Annotated in this window: 17 protein-coding genes and 1 riboswitch; of the genes, 8 read left to right on the forward strand and 9 right to left on the reverse strand. The window is 72.0% G+C overall.

What is annotated here, in order from left to right:
- Positions 1-81: 81 nt before the first annotated feature.
- The 3 genes from ACZ4QV_RS27250 to thrC all read right to left on the reverse strand — a co-directional run bounded on the left by ACZ4QV_RS27250 (position 82) and on the right by thrC (position 2470).
- On the reverse strand, positions 82-285 hold the full coding sequence (locus ACZ4QV_RS27250) for a cold-shock protein (RefSeq protein WP_003986833.1): 204 nt from the start codon (positions 283-285) through the stop codon (positions 82-84).
- Positions 286-724: 439 nt separating this feature from the next.
- Positions 725-1003, reverse strand: coding sequence for a MoaD/ThiS family protein (locus tag ACZ4QV_RS27255; protein WP_031001649.1), 279 nt, complete (start codon positions 1001-1003; stop codon positions 725-727).
- Between the two features lie 177 nt (positions 1004-1180).
- A complete protein-coding gene (gene thrC / locus ACZ4QV_RS27260; protein ID WP_361157055.1) occupies positions 1181-2470 on the reverse strand; it encodes a threonine synthase in 1290 nt (429 codons plus the stop codon).
- Positions 2471-2487: 17 nt separating this feature from the next.
- Positions 2488-2644, reverse strand: a riboswitch (SAM riboswitch).
- A 163-nt stretch (positions 2645-2807) separates the two neighbouring features.
- On the opposite strand from thrC, the gene ACZ4QV_RS27265 reads away from it, so the two are divergent.
- Complete coding sequence (locus ACZ4QV_RS27265; RefSeq protein ID WP_361157057.1) at positions 2808-3755, forward strand: glucosyl-3-phosphoglycerate synthase; 948 nt, start codon at positions 2808-2810, stop codon at positions 3753-3755.
- Positions 3756-3897: 142 nt separating this feature from the next.
- On the forward strand, positions 3898-5358 hold the full coding sequence (locus ACZ4QV_RS27270) for an alpha,alpha-trehalose-phosphate synthase (UDP-forming) (RefSeq protein ID WP_361585188.1): 1461 nt from the start codon (positions 3898-3900) through the stop codon (positions 5356-5358).
- A gap of 37 nt (positions 5359-5395) precedes the next feature.
- Here the strand turns inward: ACZ4QV_RS27270 and otsB are convergent, their stop codons facing one another.
- From otsB to ACZ4QV_RS27285, 3 genes are all read right to left on the reverse strand, one after another.
- Entirely contained in the window at positions 5396-6250 is an 855-nt protein-coding gene (gene otsB, locus ACZ4QV_RS27275; protein WP_030022302.1) for a trehalose-phosphatase, read from the reverse strand.
- A 159-nt stretch (positions 6251-6409) separates the two neighbouring features.
- Positions 6410-6679 (reverse strand): DUF3263 domain-containing protein, encoded by a 270-nt coding sequence (locus ACZ4QV_RS27280; RefSeq protein WP_361157156.1) that lies wholly within the window; start codon positions 6677-6679, stop codon positions 6410-6412.
- Between the two features lie 79 nt (positions 6680-6758).
- Positions 6759-8030, reverse strand: a complete 1272-nt coding sequence (locus tag ACZ4QV_RS27285) for an extracellular solute-binding protein (RefSeq protein WP_467763555.1) — start codon at positions 8028-8030, stop codon at positions 6759-6761.
- Between the two features lie 373 nt (positions 8031-8403).
- Here ACZ4QV_RS27285 and ACZ4QV_RS27290 point away from each other — a divergent pair, with 373 nt between their 5' ends.
- The 3 genes from ACZ4QV_RS27290 (at position 8404) to ACZ4QV_RS27300 (ending at position 11751) form a co-directional block, all read left to right on the forward strand.
- Positions 8404-9336 carry an ROK family protein gene (locus ACZ4QV_RS27290; RefSeq protein WP_361157066.1) on the forward strand — a complete coding sequence of 311 codons (933 nt, stop codon included), beginning with the start codon at positions 8404-8406 and terminating at the stop codon, positions 9334-9336.
- Positions 9336-10547, forward strand: a complete 1212-nt coding sequence (gene nagA / locus ACZ4QV_RS27295) for an N-acetylglucosamine-6-phosphate deacetylase (protein WP_361157068.1) — start codon at positions 9336-9338, stop codon at positions 10545-10547. Before ACZ4QV_RS27290 ends, nagA begins: the two co-directional genes overlap by 1 nt.
- Before the next feature lie 274 nt (positions 10548-10821).
- Positions 10822-11751 (forward strand): 1-phosphofructokinase family hexose kinase, encoded by a 930-nt coding sequence (locus tag ACZ4QV_RS27300; RefSeq protein ID WP_361157070.1) that lies wholly within the window; start codon positions 10822-10824, stop codon positions 11749-11751.
- 66 nt (positions 11752-11817) lie between these two features.
- On the opposite strand, the gene ACZ4QV_RS27305 is transcribed toward ACZ4QV_RS27300, so the two are convergent.
- On the reverse strand, positions 11818-12762 hold the full coding sequence (locus tag ACZ4QV_RS27305) for a carbohydrate-binding protein (protein ID WP_467763535.1): 945 nt from the start codon (positions 12760-12762) through the stop codon (positions 11818-11820).
- 342 nt (positions 12763-13104) lie between these two features.
- The gene (cdgB, locus tag ACZ4QV_RS27310) at positions 13105-14793 is read right to left on the reverse strand and encodes a diguanylate cyclase CdgB (protein WP_125054776.1); all 1689 of its coding nucleotides are present in this window, start codon (positions 14791-14793) and stop codon (positions 13105-13107) included.
- Between the two features lie 301 nt (positions 14794-15094).
- Here cdgB and ACZ4QV_RS27315 point away from each other — a divergent pair, with 301 nt between their 5' ends.
- Positions 15095-15697, forward strand: coding sequence for a flavin reductase family protein (locus ACZ4QV_RS27315; RefSeq protein ID WP_467763536.1), 603 nt, complete (start codon positions 15095-15097; stop codon positions 15695-15697).
- Between the two features lie 164 nt (positions 15698-15861).
- Here the strand turns inward: ACZ4QV_RS27315 and arfB are convergent, their stop codons facing one another.
- Positions 15862-16299: an alternative ribosome rescue aminoacyl-tRNA hydrolase ArfB gene (gene arfB / locus ACZ4QV_RS27320; RefSeq protein ID WP_125045473.1), complete on the reverse strand. Its 438-nt coding sequence runs from the start codon at positions 16297-16299 to the stop codon at positions 15862-15864.
- A 224-nt stretch (positions 16300-16523) separates the two neighbouring features.
- Between arfB and ACZ4QV_RS27325 the strand changes: the two genes are divergently transcribed.
- Together ACZ4QV_RS27325 and ACZ4QV_RS27330 are read left to right on the forward strand one after the other, a co-directional pair.
- Complete coding sequence (locus ACZ4QV_RS27325; protein WP_030022317.1) at positions 16524-17099, forward strand: TerD family protein; 576 nt, start codon at positions 16524-16526, stop codon at positions 17097-17099.
- Between the two features lie 1494 nt (positions 17100-18593).
- Positions 18594-19937, forward strand: a complete 1344-nt coding sequence (locus tag ACZ4QV_RS27330; protein WP_361585196.1) for an erythromycin esterase family protein — start codon at positions 18594-18596, stop codon at positions 19935-19937.
- Positions 19938-20284: the final 347 nt, after the last annotated feature.

Here is a 20284-nt window from a genome sequence, read left to right on the forward strand (position 1 = left end):
CCCGCCCGCCCCACCCAAACACAGAAGGCCCGCGCCCCCACAGGGGACGCGGACCTTCGTACGCAGCAGTCGGTCGGCGCTTCAGCCGGCCACGCGGACCATGTCCGCCTGCGGCCCTTTCTGGCCCTGCGAGATCTCGAACTCGACCCGCTGACCCTCCTCAAGGGTGCGGTAACCGTCCATCTGGATCGCGCTGTAGTGGACGAATACATCCGCACCACCGTCGACCGCGATGAAGCCGTACCCCTTCTCCGCGTTGAACCACTTGACGGTGCCCTGAGCCATGCCTAACTCCCCTATTACTGGCCCTTGCACAGGACCGCACTCCGCGGACCCGGGTCAGACCTCACCCCCCGACAGGAGGGGGTGTGCGCCGGAACGCGTCGACCGCCGCTGAATGTATCTGTCCAACTGCCCAGCGCAACAGGTCAGTCGGACGAGAATTCTTCTCGCGAACAATCGCAAATATACGGAGAAAAGCCCATTCGGCAGGGCAAGTCGGGCCGGGCAAAGCTCACCAACACGACAAATCATGTCCACACTTCGCGCACAACTTGCCGGGCTCTCATATGCGTTCGGCACGCGCTGGACGAGGAATCACCCCAACTGTATCGCCTTTAACAACACGGAATCGCCCCGTCCGCTTCGTGGCGGACAGGGCGATTCCAGCCGTCGGGCCGGGGAAGGGCCGAAAAAGATCGTTACGGCGTCCCGGGCGACCGGCTCAGCAGCCGCCGGCCACCGCCGGGATGATCGAGACGCCCGCGCCGTCCGGCGTCGGCGTCGCCAGGCCCTGCTCGAAGCGCACGTCGTCGTCGTTGACGTAGACGTTCACGAAGCGCCGCAGCTTGCCGGTGTCGTCCAAGACGCGGGCCGCGATGCCGGCGTGGTTCTGCTCCAGGTTCTGGATGACCTCGGAGAGGGTCGCCCCCTCGGCGGGGACCTCGGCCTGACCGCCAGTGTAGGTGCGCAGGATGGTCGGGATGCGGACGTTGACGCTCATGGTGTTCTGCCTTCCAGCTCGCGGGAGGAGTGCGTAAGGGCGGCGGGCGTACCGGTGGCCGCGGGCGCGGACGGAGGTACGCCGGCGCGTGTCGTGGTGTGCGGACGCGTGCCGGTGTGTGCCGACGCGTACGGGTGCGCGCGACCGCGTACGGGTGTGTACGGCCGCGCGCGGCGGTCAGCGCGCCAGGCCGGCGGCGCGGAACGCCTCCAGGCTCGGGCGGATGGTGGCCGAGGGCCCGGTCGTCGGCGCCACGGCGTCCAGCGTCTTGAGGCCGTCGCCGGTGTTGAGCACGACGGTGGTCAGCGCCGGGTCGAGCAGCCCGTCCTCGATCAGCTTCTTCGTGACACCCACGGTCACCCCGCCGGCGGTCTCGGCGAAGATGCCCTCCGTACGGGCCAGCAGCTTGATCGCGTCGACCACCTGCTCGTCGTTGACGTCCTCCACCGCGCCGCCGGTGCGCCGGGCGATGTCGAGCACGTACGGGCCGTCGGCCGGGTTGCCGATGGCCAGCGACTTGGCGATGGTGTCCGGCTTCTGCGGCCGTACGACGTCGTGGCCCGCCTTGAAGGCGGTGGAGACCGGGGAACAGCCTTCGGCCTGGGCGCCGAAGATCTTGTACGGCTTGTCCTCGACCAGCCCGAGCGCGATCAGCTCCTTCAGCCCCTTGTCGATCTTGGTGAGCTGGGAGCCGGAGGCGATCGGGACGACGATCTGGTCCGGCAGCCGCCAGCCGAGCTGTTCGCAGATCTCGTAGGCGAGCGTCTTGGAGCCCTCTCCGTAGTACGGGCGCAGGTTCACGTTCACGAAGCCCCAGCCCTCGCCGAGCGGGTCGCCGATCAGCTCCGAGCAGAAGCGGTTGACGTCGTCGTAGGTGCCCTCGATGCCGACCAGCTCGCCGCCGTACACCGCGGCCATGACGACCTTGCCCGCCTCCAGGTCGTGCGGGATGAACACACAGGAGCGGAAGCCGGCCCGGGCCGCCGCGGCGCCGACCGCCCCGGCGAGGTTGCCGGTGGAGGAGCAGGACAGGGTGGTGAAGCCGAAGGCGCGGGCGGCCTCGACGGCGATGGCGACGACGCGGTCCTTGAAGGAGTGCGTCGGGTTGCCGGAGTCGTCCTTGACGTACAGGCCGCCGGTGACGCCCAGCTCACGGGCCAGGTTGTCGGCCTTGACCAGCTTGGTCAGGCCGGGATTGAGGTTGGGCTTGGCCGCGACGTCCGCCGGGACGGGCAGCAGCGGCGCGTACCGCCAGATGCTGTGGGGGCCCGCCTCGATCCGCTTGCGCAGGCCCTCGGGGTCGCCGGCCGGCAGGTCGTACGCCACCTCCAGCGGCCCGAAGCAGGACCCGCAGGCGAAGATCGGTCCGAGGTCGAAGCGCTCGCCGCACTCGCGGCAGGACAGCGCGACGGCGGGGCCCAGGGAAACAGTGGCGGAAGTGGTGCTTTCGACGGATTGCACAGCCATGGAGGCGAGGCCCTTTCTCCTCATCTTCCTCGCGACGCACCTCGCCGCGAGACGGAATTGGCACCTTCCCGAGCCGGGAGCCTCGCGGGCCGCGTACGTGCGCGGCGACGGAGACCGGCTGGAGGGTTGCCGGGGCTTCAACGGGCCGTGTCCCTCTGCCCCTCTGGATGAGCGGTATGGCGCCGGGCCGGAGCCCAGGCGTTTGTCGCGCCGACCCCGGCATGTCCGGGGCGATCGCGTTGTTCAAGACTGTAGCCGAAGGGCCGGGCGGTTGAGACAGCCGTCCGCACCGCGAGATGGATCACATCGCTGGTCCGGGAACGAAGGAGACGCGCACGTGCTGGAAGAGGTGGAGCGCTGGCTGGCCAGCCGGTCCTGGTCGGCCGCGGACCGCCCGCTCGACCGGCTGCTGGCCGCGAAGCGCGAGACGGGGCAGACGGTCTCCGTCGTGCTGCCGGCGCTCGACGAGGAGGCGACGGTCGGCGCGATCGTCGAGGCGATCCGTACGGAGCTGATGACCCCGTCGGCGCCGCTCGTCGACGAGCTGGTGGTGCTCGACTCCGGCTCCACGGACGGCACCGCCAAGGTCGCGGCCGACGCGGGCGCGCGGGTGGTCCACCGGGACGAGGTGCTGCCCCGGCTGCCCGCGCTGCCCGGCAAGGGCGAGGTGCTCTGGCGCTCCCTGCTGGCGACCGGCGGCGACATCGTCTGCTTCGTCGACGCCGACCTGCGCGAGTTCGACGCGGGCTTCGTCTCCGGGATCGTCGGTCCGCTGCTGACCGACCCGGACGTGCAGTTCGTCAAGGGCATGTACGACCGTCCGCTGGGCGAGGCGGCGGGCCAGGGCGGCCGGGTCACCGAGCTGGTCGCCCGGCCGCTGCTGAATCTGCACTGGCCGCAGCTCGCCGGGTTCGTGCAGCCGCTCGGCGGGGAGTACGCGGCCCGCCGGTCGCTGCTGGAGCGGCTGCCGTTCCCGGTGGGCTACGGCGTCGAGCTGGGCCTGCTGGTCGACGCGCTGCACACGGTGGGGCTGGACGCGCTGGCGCAGGTGGACATCGGGGTGCGCAAGCACCGCCACCAGAGCGGCCAGGCGCTCGGCAGGATGGCGGCGGCCATCTACCGCACCGCGCAGCTACGGCTGGCCCGCGGCCATCTGGTGCGCCCGCGGCTGACCCAGTTCGAGCGCGGCGAGACCGGTTTCGTACCGCGCACCTGGGACGTGGACACCGAGGAGCGGCCGCCGATGGCGGAGATACCGGAGTACGCGGAGCGCCGGGCGGCCTGAGACGGCCGGTGGGCGGCCCGCGGCGCCCGGCCCGGGCCACGCTCCGGACGCTGCGTGGCCCGCTCCGGACGCCGCGTGAACCGTGACGTTCCGCCTCCGCTCCGCACGTTTGAGCGGATGGGTGGCGGGCTAGTCTCGCAACATGGTCTCCGAGCGTTCTGGTGCCAAGGTCCTCGTCGCGTCCAACCGCGGCCCGGTCTCGTACACGAAGGGGGACGACGGCACGCTGACTGCCAAACGGGGCGGCGGCGGGCTGGTCTCCGGACTGTCCGCGATCGGCCCGGACGCCGGTGCGGTGTGGGTGTGCGCCGCCCTCGGGGACGGCGACCGCGAGGCCGCCCGGCGCAGCGGCGGCCATCTGGACCCCGCCGACACGGGCGACCAGCACGTACGCATGCTGGACATCCCCGCCGACGTCTTCACCGACGCCTACAACGGCATCGCGAACTCCGTGCTGTGGTTCGTCCACCACCTGCTCTACCAGACGCCGCTGGAGCCCTCCTTCGACGACGGGTTCCGCGCGCAGTGGGCGTCGTACGAGGCGTACAACGCGGCCTTCGCGGACGCGCTCGCCGACGAGGCGGCGCCCGGCGCCGTGGTGCTCGTGCAGGACTACCACCTCACGCTGGTGCCGGGACTGCTCCGCGCCCGCCGCCCCGACCTGCGCATCGGCCACTTCTCGCACACGCCGTGGGCGCCCGCCGACTACTTCCGGATGCTGCCGGACGACGTGGCCGAGGCGGTGCTGCGCGGCATGCTGGGCGGCGACCGCGCCGCGTTCCTGACGCGGCGCTGGGCCGAGGCGTTCGCGGAGTGCTGCGCGGCGGTGCTGGGCGCCGAGGTGACGCACGGCGCGGACGGCGGACTGAGCGTCGTCCACGAGGGCCGGACGACGCGGCTCGGCGTGCACGGCCTGGGCGCGGACGCGGAGTTCCTGCGGGAGCGGGCGCACCAGCCCGACGTGGACGAGCGGCTGGCGGCGCTGCGCGAGCAGATCGGCGGGCCGGACCGGAAGACGATCGTGCGGGTGGACCGTACGGAGCTGTCCAAGAACATCGTGCGCGGGCTGCGCGCCTACCGGGCGCTGCTGGCCGGCCGGCCCGAGTGGCGCGAACGGGTCGTGCACGTCGCGTTCGCCTACCCCTCCCGCCAGGACCTGGCGGTCTACCGCGCCTACACGGACGAGGTCGGGCGGCTGGCCGCGGAGATCAACGAGGAGTACGGCACCCCGGGCTGGCAGCCGGTCGTGCTGCACGTGAAGGACGACTTCGCGCGGTCGCTGGCCGCCTACCGGATCGCCGACGTGGCGCTGGTCAACCCGATCAGGGACGGCATGAACCTGGTCGCCAAGGAGGTCCCGGTGATCTCCGAGGCGGGCTGCGCGCTGGTGCTGTCCCGGGAGGCCGGGGCCTACGCGGAGCTGGGCGAGGACGCCGTCTGCGTCAATCCGTACGACATCTCGGCCACGGCGCGCGCGCTGCACGAGGCGCTGTCCATGGAGGACGGCGAGCGGGCCGAGCGCACGAAGCGGCTGGCCGCCGCGGCCACCGCGCTGCCGCCGGACCGGTGGTTCCTCCAGCAGTTGCGGGCGCTGGAGGAGTAGCGGCGCCGGGGCCCCGGGAGGGTCCCGGCCGCATCCGTCAGGCGGGTGCTCCCAGCCGGTCCGCGAGGGCGTGCAGCAGCGCGACGACGCCCGTCGGGCCGTCGACGACCAGGTCCGCCCGGCCTGCCAGCTCGGCGACCTCCGCGCTGCCGCTGCACACCAGCACCCCGGCCAGGCCGTCCGACCGCAGCTTGTCCACGGCGGAGTAGGCGGCGAGGTCGCCGAGGTCGTCGCCCCCGTACAGGACGGTGGTGGCGCCGGTCTCCCGTACGTACTCGGCGAGGGCGACGCCCTTGTCCATACCGGGCGGTCGCAGTTCGAGGACGTACCGGCCGGGTTCGACGATCAGGCCGTGCCGCTCGGCGAGCGCGTACAGGGGCTCGCGCAGCAGCTCGAAGGCGGCCTGCGGATCCTCGGCACGGCGGGTGTGCACGGCGATGGCGCGGCCCTTGTCCTCCACCCAGGAGGCGTGCCAGGCGCCCAGTTTGTCCAGGACGCCGGGGAGTTCGGCCTGTACGGCGGCGACGCCGGGCGGGGGCGCCGGCGCCCGTACCGTGCCGGTGGCCGCGTCCCAGCGCTCGGCGCCGTAGCCGCCGAGGACCACCAGCCGCTCCAGGCCCGGCGCGTCCGTGAAGCCGCCGAGGCGGACCGCGACGCCGGCCGGACGGCCGGTGATGACCACCAGGGAACACAGCCGCGGCGCGAGGCGGGCCAGCGCGGCCACGGCGCCGGGGTGGGCGCGGGCCTTCTCGGGGTCGGGCACGATGTCGGCGAGCGTGCCGTCGAAGTCGAGCGCGAGGACGGCGCGGCCGGGGCTGTCCAGCAGCGCGGCGAGACCGTCCCGGCCCGCTTCGGTGACCGGCGTCGGCAAGGAGTTCGGGGGGCTGCCCATGGTGACGACATTACCGGTCGCGCGCGGGCGGGTGCCGGGTACGGGGTATCAGCGCCGGCGCGGCTTCGGCGGCGGGTGCCGGGCACCGGCCGGATACGGGTGTGTCAGCGGCGGCGCGCCCCTCGGCGGCCTCCGCGGGCCCGCGGCCACGGCTGACGCTCAGCGGCGGCCGCGCCGGGCCTCGCGGACGCGGCGCAGCCGGTTGACCGTGACCGGGTCGTGGGCGAGCGCCCGCGGGTCGTCCAGCAGCGCGTTCAGCAGTTGGTAGTAGCGGGTGGGCGAGATGCCGAGCCGCTCGCGGATGACCCGCTCCTTGGCGCCCGGCCGGGGCCAGGAGCGGCGCTCGACGCCGAGCACCGCCTCGTCCTGGGGGGACAGTTCTCCTATGCCACCGCCTCCGGTGCCGCCGTCGGTGCCGTCGCTCGTCATCACCCGTCCACGATAAGGCCGCGGTACGACAATCCCCCGCCACCGGTCCGGGGGCGGGGGTGCCGGGTTGTGCGGCGGCTCACTCGGCGGTGTTGTCCGCCTCGTTGGCCGTGTTCTGGATGTCGCCGAGCACGCCGGCCGGGTTGCCGTTGGCGCCCACCGCCTTGCCCATCTTCGCCTTGACGGTCTTGCTGACCAGCGGCCAGGAGGTCTTGTCGGCGGGGTAGAACACGGCGTTGTCCAGCTGGCGCAGGAAGCTGTGCAGCTTGGCGTACTTGCTGTCGGCGAGCATCGCCTGGGAGCCGGAGGTGGTGACCGGCAGCAGGCCGTAGTGGCCCGAGAAGTCCATGACGTTCTTCTCGTCGTAGACGAAGTCGAGGAACTTGCCGACCTGGTCGCGGTGGCCGTTCTGCTTGAACGCCGTCATCCAGTCGGCGACGCCCATGGTGGCCTTGGCCTTGCCGGTGGGGCCCGGCAGCTCGACGGTGCCGTACTCGACGCCCTTGGCCTCGGCCTGCTTCATCAGGGTGGGGTGGCCGTTGAGCATGCCCACGTCGCCGGCCGCGAAGGCGTCGAACGCGTCCTGGCGGTTGAGCTTGGCCGGGTCGCCGCCGGTCAGCCCCGGGGCGACCAGGTCCTTCTTCAGCCACTCGAAGGTCTTGATGTTCTCCTTCGAGTCGATCGTGTACTTGCCGATGCTGTCGGTGTAGCTGCCGCCGCCGCTGAGCATCCACATCAGCGTCTCGGCCTGCGTCTCCTCCGGGCCCAGCGGCAGCGCGTACGGCATCTTCACGCCCTTGGCCTTGAGCTTGGCCGCGTCGGCCGAGACCTGTGCCCAGGTCTCGGGCGGGTCGGTGATGCCCGCCTCGGCGAAGAGCTTCTTGTTGTAGAAGAGGCGTCGGGTGCTGGAGCCGAAAGGCATCCCGTACTGCTCGCGCCCGTACTCCCCCGCCTCCGCGAGGGCGGGCACGAAGTCGGCCTGCACGGGGATGGAGAGCACGTCCCTGGCCTTGTAGAGCTTGCCTTCGGCCGCGTAGTCCGCGTACGCGCCGATCTGCGCCATGTCCGGAGCCTTACCGGACTTGACCAGGTCCTCGACCTTCTTGTCGACGTCCGTCCAGCTGTATACCGAGACGTCCACCTTGATGCCCGGGTTCTTCTTCTCGAAGTCCTTGACGAGCCTGTCCCAGTAGTGCCGGGAGGAGTTCGCCGCGTTGTCGCCGTAGTCCGCCGCGACGAGCTTGAGCGTGACGTCGCCACCGCCGCCCACGCCGCTGCCGCAGGAGGACAAGGAGAGCGTCATGGCCGTGGTGAGTCCCGCTGCCGCCAGGCTCAAGTACCGCCGCTGCACTGCCATTACCGCCTTTTGTCCCGAATGTTCCGTGCTTGCCGGGGAATGCCCGGTGGCTTCAGAGGTCCACCCTCAACCGACATGAACGACGAGTCTCCCCCGTTTACCCACACAAGGTCTACACCACCCCTCATTTCGCTGGCGTATCGCCTGTCACACAAGCAGGTCACGATGGCAGGGCAGCGGCCGTACGGAGCGGAACCACCCCGTCCCGGCGGGCGGGACCTCCCCGCCCCGGCCGGCGGCATCACCCCGTCCCGACCGGCGGAATCCCCCCTTCCCCGGGCCCGAGCACGCCCTTCGCACGAGCGGAACCACGCCATCCCCGCGAGTGGACTAGACCTTTCGCGGCCGATCGCGCGAAACTGTTCCCGTGAGACACGTCATCGCCCTTGATGTGGGCGGCACCGGAATGAAGGCCGCCCTGGCAGGCGCGGACGGCACGCTGCTCCACGAGGCACGGCGCCCGACCGGCCGCGATCGCGGCCCGGAAGCGGTCGTCGCCTCGATCCTGGACTTCGCCGAGGAACTGCGCGAAACCGGACGGCAGCGGTTCGGCAGCACCGCCGCGGCGGCCGGCGTCGCCGTCCCCGGCATCGTCGACGACGCGCGCGGCATCGCCGCGTACTCCGCCAACCTGGGCTGGCGCGACGTCCCCCTGCGCACGCTGCTCTCCGAGCGCCTGGGCGGCGTCCCGGTCGCCCTCGGCCACGACGTCCGCACCGGCGGCCTCGCCGAGGGCCGCATCGGCGCGGGCCGCGGCGCCGACCGCTTCCTGTTCGTACCGCTCGGCACCGGCATCGCCGGCGCCATCGGCATCGAGGGCCGCATCGAGGCGGGCGCGCACGGCAGCGCGGGCGAGATCGGCCACATCGTCGTACGGCCCGGCGGCCCCGAGTGCGGCTGCGGCCAGCGTGGCTGCCTGGAGACACTGGCCTCGGCCGCCGCCGTCGGCCGCGCCTGGGCCGAGGCGTGCGGCGATCCGCAGGCCACCGCCGCCGACGCCGCCAAGGCCGTCGAGTCCGGTGACGCCCGCGCGCGGGCCGTCTGGCAGGACGCGGTGGACGCCCTCGCCGACGGCCTGGTCACCTCGCTCACCCTGCTCGACCCGCACACGCTGATCATCGGCGGCGGGCTCGCCGAGGCGGGCGACACGCTGTTCGAGCCGCTGCGTGCGGCGGTCCGCTCCCGGGTGACCTTCCAGCGGCTCCCCCTGATCGTTCCGGCGGCGCTCGGGGACGCCGCCGGCTGCCTGGGCGCAGGTCTGCTCGCCTGGGATCTTCTCTCCACGGAGGTAACTGCCTGATGCCGCTGCAACAGTCCGGGGACAGCGCCCCGAGCCCCCGGCGCACCGTCCTGACCGGCGCCCGGGTCGCCCTGCCGTCCGGTGTGGCCGACGCGGGCCTGGTGGCCTTCGAGGGCACCCGTATCACCGACGCGGCGGACGCCGCCGGGGCGACCGCCCCGGCCCCCGGCGACCAGGTGATCGACCTGACCGGCCACCTCGTCGTCCCCGGCTTCGTCGACATCCACGTACACGGCGGTGGCGGCGGCTCCTTCTCGTCCGCCGACGCCGAGGAGTGCCTGACGGCGATCGGCACCCACCGGCGGCGCGGCACCACCACCCTGCTCGCCTCTACCGTCACCGGCGACCTCGACGACCTGGCCCGGCAGGCCGCCGTGCTGTCCGAGCTGACCGAGCAGGGCGACCTGGCCGGCATCCACTTCGAGGGCCCGTTCATCTCCCCGCACCGCTGCGGCGCCCACCAGCCCGGCCTGCTGCGCGACCCCGACCCGGCGGACGTGCGCAAGCTCGTCGACGCCGCGCGCGGCACCGCGAAGATGATGACCCTGGCGCCCGAGCTGCCCGGCGGCCTGGACTCCGTGCGGCTGCTCGCCGAGGCGGGCGTGATCGCCGCCATCGGCCACACCGACTCCTCGTACGACGCGACACGTGAGGCCATCGACGCGGGCGCGACCGTCGCCACCCACCTGTTCAACGCGATGCCGCCGCTCGGGCACCGTGCGCCGGGCCCGATCGCCGCACTCCTGGAGGACGAGCGGATCACCGTCGAGTTGATCAACGACGGTACGCACCTGCACCCCGCCGTCCTGGAGATGGCCTTCCGGGACGCGGGCGCGGACCGGGTCGCCTTCATCACCGACGCGATGGGCGCGGCCGGCATGAACGACGGCATGTACCCGCTCGGCCCGATGACCGTCGAGGTCAAGGACGGTGTCGCCCGCATCGCCGACGGCCCCACCGCCGGTTCCATCGCGGGCTCCACCCTCACCCTCGACCTCGCCTTCAAGCGCGCGCTCACCATCGACGGGCTCACCGTCGCGCAAGCCGTGCAGGCCCTGTCCGGCAACCCGGCCCGGCTGCTCGGCGTCGCCGACCGCACCGGCTCGATCGAGGCGGGCAAGGACGCGGACCTGGTCGTCCTGGACGCCGCGTACGACCTGGTGGGCGTGGTGCGGCGCGGGGAATGGGTGGTGCGGCCGGCGGGGGTGTGAGGGGACGTACCGGACAGCGGGGCGGAGCGCCTGCGCCCGCGTGACGTGCGACAGGGCCGAACAGGCCCCGGCACGTGCCACATGGCCGGTTCGGGGTGCCCGGACCGGTGCAGACCGTGCGGCGGTCGGCCCAAGGGCTGGGCCAACCACCGCTCGCGATGGCATGATCGCTGCGCACTCGCGCACCAGCGCACCGGTCCGTCCCGTACGGACCCACCGGCCACCGGCCCGGTGTGCCGCCGTATGTCCACGTACGTTCCGGGGAGGGGGAACCATGATCCTCACGGTCACGCTGAACGCAGCCCTCGACATCACCTACCGCGTGCCCCGGCTCCAGCCGCACTCCACCCATCGCGTCACCGAAGTCTCCGAGCGCCCGGGCGGCAAGGGCCTGAACGTCGCCCGGGTCCTGACCGCGCTCGGCCACCGGGCGGTCGCCACCGGCTTCGCGGGCGGCGGCACCGGCGACGCGCTGCGCTCGCTGCTCACCCAGGAGACCTCGGTGACCGACGCGCTGGTCCCGGTCGGCGGCGCGACCCGGCGCACCGTCGCCGTCGTGGACGAGTCCACCGGCGACACCACCCAGCTCAACGAGCCGGGGCCGATCGTCACACCCGCCGAGTGGGACGCGTTCATGTCCACCTACCGCGAACTGCTCAACGGCGCGCAGGCGGTGGCCCTGTGCGGCAGCCTCCCGCCGGGCGTCCCCGTCGACGTCTACGCACGGCTGACCCGCGCAGCCCGTACGGCGGGCGTGCCCGTCCTGCTGGACACCAGCGGCGAACCGCTGCGCCGCGGCCTGGCCGCCCGCCCCGACCTCGCCAAGCCCAACGCCGACGAACTGGCCGCCCTCACCGGCTCCACCGAACCCCTGCGCGCCGCCCGCGACGCCCGCCGCCGCGGCGCTCACACGGTGGCCGCCTCGCTGGGCGCCGACGGCATGCTCGTGGTCACCGCGGACGGCGCCTGGCAGGCCGCCCCGCCCCGCCGGATCGCCGGCAACCCGACCGGCGCCGGTGACTCCGCGGTGGCCGGCCTGCTCTCCGGCCTGGTGGAGGACCTGCCCTGGCCGGCCCGCCTGGCGCGTGCGGTGGCCCTGTCGGCGGCGACCGTACGGGCTCCGGCGGCCGGGGAGTTCGACCGGGGCACGTACGAAGAGCTGCTGGGGCGCGTGACGGTGACGGAGCATCCGGTGGCGGCGTAGGGGCCGTGGCGGCCCGGCCCTTCCGGGTGAGGCCGGGTACTGCCGAGTACTGCTGCGGGCCGCGGCTCAGCGCTGCACGTGCCCCGCCTTGAGGTAGACCCGGTCGAGTTTGACCTCGCACTGGTCGCCCTGCTCGCAGGAGATCTTGAGCGTGTTGGTGCCCTGGTTGAGGGTGATCCACCGGTAAGTGGTCGTCCAGCCCTTGTCCCAGGCGCCTTCGGCGGCGTGCGCGAAGTTCGACATGTTGATCTTGTCGGGCTGCCCGCCGTTCACCCCGAGCGACGCCTTCATGTCCTTCCCCGGCACCCCGTAGTCGATGAGCAGGGTGTACTCACCGCTCTTGGGGACGTCGACCGACCAGGTGGCGGAGGCGCCGACCTTGTTCAGCGACACGTAAGCGCCGTTCGCCGCCTTGGCACCCGGCACCGACTTGTCGGTGCTCGCCTCCGGGCTGAGCGAGAGCGACGCCGCGGCCTCCTTCGGCAGCGGCCCCTGGGACGGCTTGCCGGACGGCTTGTCGCTGGGCTTGACGGACTCCCCGGCCGTCGGGGTCGGGTCGGCGCCGCCCGCTTCGTCCTTCTTGTCGCCGCTCTTGTTGGTGATCATCGCCACGCCGATACCGATGCAGACCACCGCGACGACCGAGACCGCGCCGATCAGCAGGCCCTTGTGGTTGCGCCGGGGCGCGCCGCCGTCACCGTGACCGGGGGGCGGGCCCTGGCGGGCGCTGTCGGCGCCCGGGAGTGTCTCGGGGGCCGCGTAGTGGGCGTTCTGCTGCCCGTACGGCTGCTGCGGGGGGACCTGCTGCTGGCCGTGCGGCCGCTGCCCGTACTGGCGCTCACCGACCGCGCGCACCTGGTTGTACGAGGCACGCGGTACGCCCGGCCGGCGCGCTGCCGAGCCGCCGCCCGCCGCGCCCTGCGCGCCGCCCTCGCCGCCTTCGGAGCGGTAGAGGTGGGCGAACGGGTCGTCGTCCTCGGGCGTGCCCGCACCGTTGTTGCCGGCCGTCATTCCGTGTCACTCCCCAGCGGTCTGTACGAGGTGGCTGCGCTGATCTTCGGGCCCCCGGCGGCGGCCCCGCCGCATCGGCGCAGCCTACCCCGTTCGAGCGATGGCACGCGGAGCCGGAACGGCCACAGGGTCGCTACAGAAACATGCGGCGGGGGTCCTGTCGGGCCCCCCGGGAGGCGCACTGCGGTGGTCAGGGGCGTACCAGGGCATCAGACCGCGCGTTCGGACAGCGCGCGCCCGCTCGCCCCCACTCCCGCTGGGTCCGCGCGCCCGTCCGCCCCGCGCGCCCGCTCGCTCCGCACTTCCGCTCGGCCCGCGCGCCCGCTCGGCCCGCACGCCGGCTCACCCCGCGCGCCGGCTCGCCTTCGAGCGGGACCGCTTCTCGACGTACATCCGCTGGTCCGCTGACTGCAGGACCTCCTCGGCCGACATCCCGCAGGCCGCCCACCCGATGCCGAAGCTCGCGCCGACCCGTACGCCGCGCCCGTCCACCCGGATGGGCGGGATGATGCCGTTGCGCAACCGGACCGCGAGGTCCTGCGCGTCGGCCTTGCCCAGGCCGTCCGCGAGCACCACGAACTCGTCGCCGCCGAGCCGGGCGACCGTGTCGCCGTCCCGGACCCCGTTGGTCAGCCGCCGGGCCACCTCGATGAGCACCGCGTCACCCGTGTGGTGCCCGAACCGGTCGTTGATCGACTTGAAGCCGTCCAGGTCGCAGAAGAGCACCGCGAGCCCCTTGGCCCCGTCGTCCTCCGGTCCGTCCGACGGCGCGATGACGTGGACATGGTGGTCGTACGGTCCGGACGGTCCCCGCTCCGGGCCGTCGGCGGCGTCGTACCCGTCGAAGACCTCGGGGCCGTCCGAGCCGAACCCGTGCGCCTCCTGGAAGGCGGCGACCGACGCGGCGGAGGCGGCCGAGGCGTACGCGTCCGCGTCCGAGCCGGGCGGGCGCGAACACAGCCGGGCGCCGAGCCGGGCCCGCAGCTCGGCGCTGTTGGGCAGCCCGGTCAGCGCGTCGTGGCTGGCACGGTGCGCGAGCTGGAGCTCGTGGCGCTTGCGCTCCTCGATGTCCTCGACATGGGTGAGCAGGAAGCGCGGGCCGTCGGCGGTGTCGGCGACGACGGAGTTGCGCAGCGAGACCCACACGTACGTGCCGTCGCGGCGGGCGAGCCGCAGCTCGGCGCGCCCGCCCTCGGCGGAGGTGCGCAGCAGGGTGCCGATGTCCTCGGGGTGTACGAGGTCGGAGAAGGAGTAGCGGCGCATCGCGGAGGCCGGGCGGCCCAGCAGACGGCAGAGCGCGTCGTTCGTACGGTGGAGCCGGCCGTGCTGGTCACCGCCCATCTCGGCGATGGCCATGCCGCTGGGCGCGTACTCGAACGCCTGCCGGAAGCTTTCCTCACTGGCACGCAGGGCCTGCTGCTCGCGCTCCAGGCGGACCAGCGCGCGCTGCATGTTGGCGCGCAGCCGGGCGTTGCTGATCGCGATGGCGGACTGGAACGCGTACATCTGCAGCGCTTCCTGCCCCCACGCGCCGGGGCGGCGGCCGTTGCGCGGCTTGTCGACGGAGAGCACGCCGAGCAGCTCGCCCCCGCCGTTCGCGGCCGTGTACATGGGCGCGAAGAGGCGGTCCATCGGATGCCACTCGTCGGGGAAGCGCGGCTCGGGTCCGGCGGCGTGCCACTGCGGCACATCGTCGTCGTCCAGCACCCAGCCCTCGGTGTGCGGGATGAAGCACAGGCCGCCCCAGCGTTCGGCCATGTTCAGCCGGCGGTCCCACGAGCCGCGGGAGCCGACCCGGCCCGCCATGAGGGCCTCGGCACCGGCGCTGCCGGCCACCGCGGCCACCACAAGGTCACCGTCCGGCCGTACGAGGTTGACCGCGGCCAGCTCGTACCCGAGCCCCGTGATCACTCCGTCGGCGACGGTCTGCAGGGTGTCTGCAAGGCTGCGTGCGGTGTTCAGCTCGGCGACCACTTGGTGCAGCTGCCTCAGGGTCGCAAGACGGACGTATGGCTCCGACTCGGTCTCCATCGCTCGCTCTCCCCGAGACCTCGACAGCAACTCCAGGATTCTGTGTCGTCCGATTGCCACGGCCACTGAATCACAGTGAGCTGTTCACTCGGTACACAGGGTCAACAATTACCGGCTGCTGTGACTCAAGTCACAGAGCGTGGTGACCGTTTGGCGATCTTCACAGAGGTGCCACTGGAGGCACTTCTACAATTCCTGAACGCAAATCCGGACTCACGACACGCTCGGCCGCCGGACCTAGGCCGCGTCTGGTCCCCGGGCCCGATGCGAGCAGCCTACGGCCCCCGTTAGCGTTCATGGCGTGTTCACGAAAACCTCCGCCGCCACGCCCGGTGATCACCCCGCGGCGCCCGTCACGCCACTCTCCGCGCCCGGTGAAGGGTCGATCCCCCATCCTGGAGGGGTGAGTGACGACGAGTTCCGCGCCGCCCTGTCCCGGCTCGCCGCCGGGGTCGTACTGATCACCGCGCACGATCCGGAGGACGGACCGCGCGGCGAGGACGTGGGCATGACCGCCACGGCCTTCATGTCGGTGTCGCTCGAACCGCCCTTGGTGATGGTGAGCGTTCGCAACGACTCCCGCATGGACGACCTTCTGGAGCGCCAGCCCCTTTGGGCAATTTCGGTGCTGTCGCAGGGGCAGCGGCACATTGCGGGCCGGTTCGCCATGAAGAACCGCATCAGCGACCGACTGCTCTTCGAGGACATTCCTACGGAACGGGGCGAACAGGCCGGAGCCCCTCTGATCGGCGGCGCCCTGGCCCACCTGGAATGCCGTACGGAACAGCGGGTCGTGGCCGGCGATCACACCCTGGTGATCGGGCGCGTCCTGGCGGCGGACGTGGCCGGGGAGGACAAGGGGCCGCTCGCTTACTTCCGGGGGAAGTACCGGCATCTGGGGTGAGGGGGGCTCGGGGTGAAAGGAGGTGCGGCTCGGGGTGAAGGGGGCGGCTCGGCCAAGGGGGGCCGGGCTGGAGAGCGGGGGGGGGGGCGGAGGGTACGGGGGTACAGGGCGCGGGGGTACGGGGCGGCCCGCGCGGTCCGAAGGCCGCTGCCGAGGAGGAGGCTTCAGCCCCAGTCGCGGCCGGAGCGACCCCGCTTGACGTCGCCGCGCTGCTTCTTCTCCCGCAACCGGCGTTCGTTGATGCCGCGCGGTATCCGGCTCTTGCGCCGGGGCTTGGGCGGCGGCGCGGTGACCTCGGCGAGGAGCGAGGCGAGCCGGACGGCGGCGGTCTCCCGGTTGCGCCACTGGGAACGGTGCTCGGAGGCTCGTACGGACACCACTCCGCCGTTCAGCAGGCGGCCGCGTTCGGCGAGCCGCTGGAGGGCCCGCTCCTTCCAGACCTCGGGCAGCGCATCGGTGGCCGCGACGTCGAAACGCAACTCCACCTGGCTGTCCGACGTGTTGACGTGCTGCCCGCCGGGCCCCGAGGAACGCGTGAAACGCCACACCAGCTCGGCCTCCGGAAGAGCGACCGAACCGCGGATGACATAGGGCCCTGACATGCCCCCATGATCCCGCGTCCACCCGCTCCCGTCACCTTCTTTTGCCGCATCCTCCCGGCCGCCCGCCTTCGCCCGTGGCCTCTTCCCGCCCCCCGGCATCAGGAATTGGCAAAGAAAGTAAAGGGAGCTGGAACCCGACGGTCCCTTCGTGGCGTTGTGCAGGGTGACGGTAGCTTCGTCCGCAGTACGGAGCCCGACGATTCGACGAGGAAAGGGACATCCCCATGGCTGTAAGCCTGTCCAAGGGCGGCAACGTCTCGCTCACCAAGGAGGCACCGGGCCTGACCGCCGTCACGGTCGGCCTCGGCTGGGACGTCCGCACCACCACCGGCACGGACTTCGACCTCGACGCGAGCGCCATCGCGGTCAACACGAGCGGCAAGGTCTACTCGGACCAGCACTTCGTCTTCTTCAACAACAAGGTCACGCCGGACCAGTCCATCGAGCACACCGGTGACAACGTCACCGGTGAGGGCGAGGGCGACGACGAGCAGATCAAGGTCAACCTGGCCGCCCTCCCGGCGGACATCGACAAGATCGTCTTCCCGGTCTCGATCTACGACGCCGAGAACCGCAGCCAGAACTTCGGCCAGGTGCGCAACGCCTTCATCCGCATCGTCAACCAGGCCGGCGGCGCCGAGATCGCCCGCTACGACCTGAGCGAGGACGCGGCGACCGAGACCGCCATGGTCTTCGGCGAGCTCTACCGCAACGGTGCCGAGTGGAAGTTCCGCGCCGTCGGCCAGGGCTACGCCTCCGGCCTGGTCGGCATCGCGAAGGACTTCGGCGTCAACGTCTGACCCCGAACCCCCTTCCCCGACGCAGCCCACCCCTGACGGACCTGCGCCTCGGACAGCCACACACCGCCCCCGCCAAGACCGAGGTCTTGGCGGGGGCGGTGCTTTGGGTGGGGGTGCTTGGGGCGGTGGGGGGCTTGGGGCGATGAGGGGCTTGGGGCGATGAGGGGCTTGGGGCGATGAGGGGCTTGGAGTGTGGAGAGAGCGGGGGGCGCTTGGGGTGGTGTGGAGAGCGGGGTGAGGTGCTTGGGGTGGGGTGGGACGCTTTGGGGGGCGGGCGCGGGGCTTGGGGCGGAGAGAGGTGCTTGGGACGGGCGCGGGGCTCGGGGGTGGGGTGGGGCGGGGCTTGTGTGGGGGTGGGACGGTACTTGGGGCGGGGTGAAGTGCTTGGGGTGGGCCTGGGGCAGGGGCGAGACTTGCTTCGGGGCGCGGCGTATGGGGCCCGGATTGTTGACCGCACGGCACGCCGCTCAGGCGGGGCGGCAAGGTTTACGGGAGCGCGTCGCTTCGGGCAGGGGCGGAGTTTGCGGTGATACCCGGTACTGGCGGGGACGCGGCTGCTCCCGCCCCTCGAAGAGACACTCTCCCCGCAAGTGGGCGGCCCCCTGGCTGGACGGTTCCCTGACCGGGTGGTCCCGCGCGGCCGGGCTGCCCGCGCGGGGCCGGGGTGCCCCGACAGCGACGACAACCTGGCGTTGCGTTCGTAGTGGTCCCCGAGCGGACGGGGTTGACCTCCGCATGGCGGCCGACAGCATGGATACGTCTCGTGGTCCCCGGGCGTACAGGATTGGTTTCAGGACGGAACGGCGTCGCGATCCGATGCCCGGTGACCACCGCGCACCGGTTGGTCACGGATCCCACGGCGGCCGGCCTGTCTTGCGGCGTGGCATGTCGTGACGCGGTGATTCTGAGCGAGCGGGCGTGGGAGGCGCGAGCGGCGGGTGGGAGTCGGTGAGCCGGTGGGATGGTCGGGACACGCGGCAAGCGTGAGCAGTGAACGTGAGCACCGAACGGATCCGGTGGGCTCTGGCAGCGGCCCTGGGCTTGATGGTCTGTACGAGGGACCGCGGCGGTGAACACCGACCGCTCGCCCACCTACCTGTCGCCCCTCCCCCCTCGCGCCCCTCCCCCCTCGCGCCCCTCGCCCGCCGGCCCTTCGAGGCCGTAGCCATGTGTGTGACTACGGGCGTGGGTGTGACTGCAAGCGTGGCTGTGGGCACGGCCGTGGCTGTGGGCATGGCCGTGACCGTGTGGCTCTCTCGTGGCTACGGCCGTGAGGTGTTGCCAGGCCCACCACCCGGCGCGGTCCACCCCCCTCAAAAACCGGGCGGCTGTCCGTAGCGCGTGGCCATGGGGCTACGGGCCATGATCCTTCTCAAGTTGCCGCAGACGAGTTGAGGAACGAAGAACATGCCTGAACACCGACACCGACACCGCATCGACCGACGGGCGCTACTGGCTACGGCAGTGATCGCAACGGGAGCACTCCTCGCCCCCGTGACAGCCGAAACCGCCCAAGCTTCTTCCTCCGCCGCTCCCCTGACCATCGCCCCCATCCCCTCTGCCACCTCGGCCGGCTCAGCCGCCCCAGCACACACAGAACGCCCGGCGCGCAACCCGGTTCCCGCGCTGGAGCGAGCAGCCCATCCGCTGCGCTCGACCGAACCGGGCGGAGACACGTCCGACCTGCGCGCCTTGTCCACCATGGTCGGCAACGCCAAGGTCGTCGGCCTCGGTGAGGCCACCCACGGTTCCCACGAGTTCTTCACCATGAAGCACCGCGTCTTCCGCCACCTCGTCGAGGAGAAAGGTTTCACCACCTTCGCCCTGGAGCTGAGCTGGTCCGCGGGGCTCCAGATCGACGAGTACCTCCAGACCGGCAAAGGCGACGCCCGTCAGGTCGCCAAGCAGGCCCTGGCCAACTCTCCATGGGACCGCGAGGAGTTCGTCAGCCTCATCACCTGGATGCGCGACCACAACCGCCGGCACCCCGGCCGTACCGTCCACTTCATGGGCGACGACATCGGCGCCCCCAGCATCAACGACGAGTTCTTCGACCGCGTGACCGGCTACGTACGACGGAACCACCCGCAGTCGCTACCGAAACTCGACAAGCTGTACACCGGCCTGCGCCCGATCAACGACGTCTTCGCCTACCTGCGCAAACCGCCCGCGGAACGCCAACGGCTCGCCGTCAAGGCTCAGCAGGCCCTGAACCTGATCAGCGGCCTGAAGGGCTCCGGCGGGGACGCCTTCGACTGGGCCGAGCAGAATGCCCGCTCCATCGCCCAGACCACCAAGTTCCTCACCATGGACGTCACCGACCCCGCCTCGGTCTCCGCCTCCCAGCGCTACCGCGACCAGGTGATGGCCCAGAACATCACCTGGTGGCAGCGCCGAACCGGCCACAAAATCCTGCTCTCCGCACAGAACGACCACGTCGGCTACGTCGCCGGGGACCCCACCACATACCCCAAAACGCAGGGCTCCTTCCTACGCGACGCGCTGGGCAAGAACTACACACCCATCGGCTTCACCTTCCACCAGGGTTCCTTCCTGTCGAAGGACGCGGCCCTCACCGGCGACTGGAAGAAATTCACCGTGGGCGCCCCCGATATCGACATGAACGAGCACACCCTCGACAAGGTCCGCCACCGGAACTTCTACTTCGACGTCCGCCGCACCTCACCCACCGCACACGCCTGGCTGGACGTCACCCGCCCCACCCGCAACATCGGCACCCAGCACCCCCACCCCGACGCGCACGTCGCCATCGCCCGCTCCTTCGACGTCCTCATCCACCTCCACACCATCCACGAGGCCACCATCCCGAAGCCGTAACACCCGCCCTCAGCACGACACGGCTCAGCGCGGCTCGGGCACAGCGCGGCTCGGCACGGCTCGGGCTCGGGCTCGGCACAGCGCGGCTCGGCCCTCGCAGGGCCCGCCCTCCCTTCCCTACTGCACCGCACGCGCAGTCCCGCTCGTCCACCCACCTCCCCGACCAGCCGCGCCACCCTCCCGGCCGTCCAGCCGCGCCACCGAGCCCCGGCCGCACGGACTCAAGCAGCCACGGTGAAGAAGACCGGTCTCGGCGTCCGCCCCGTCTCGATCTCGCGCAGCATCTCGGCGGAGAGCCCCGCCGCCGCGTCCGCGACCACACTGCGGCCTCCGTGGCCACGAGCGAC

The sequence above is a fragment of the Streptomyces sp. NPDC026394 genome, from assembly GCF_055567735.1.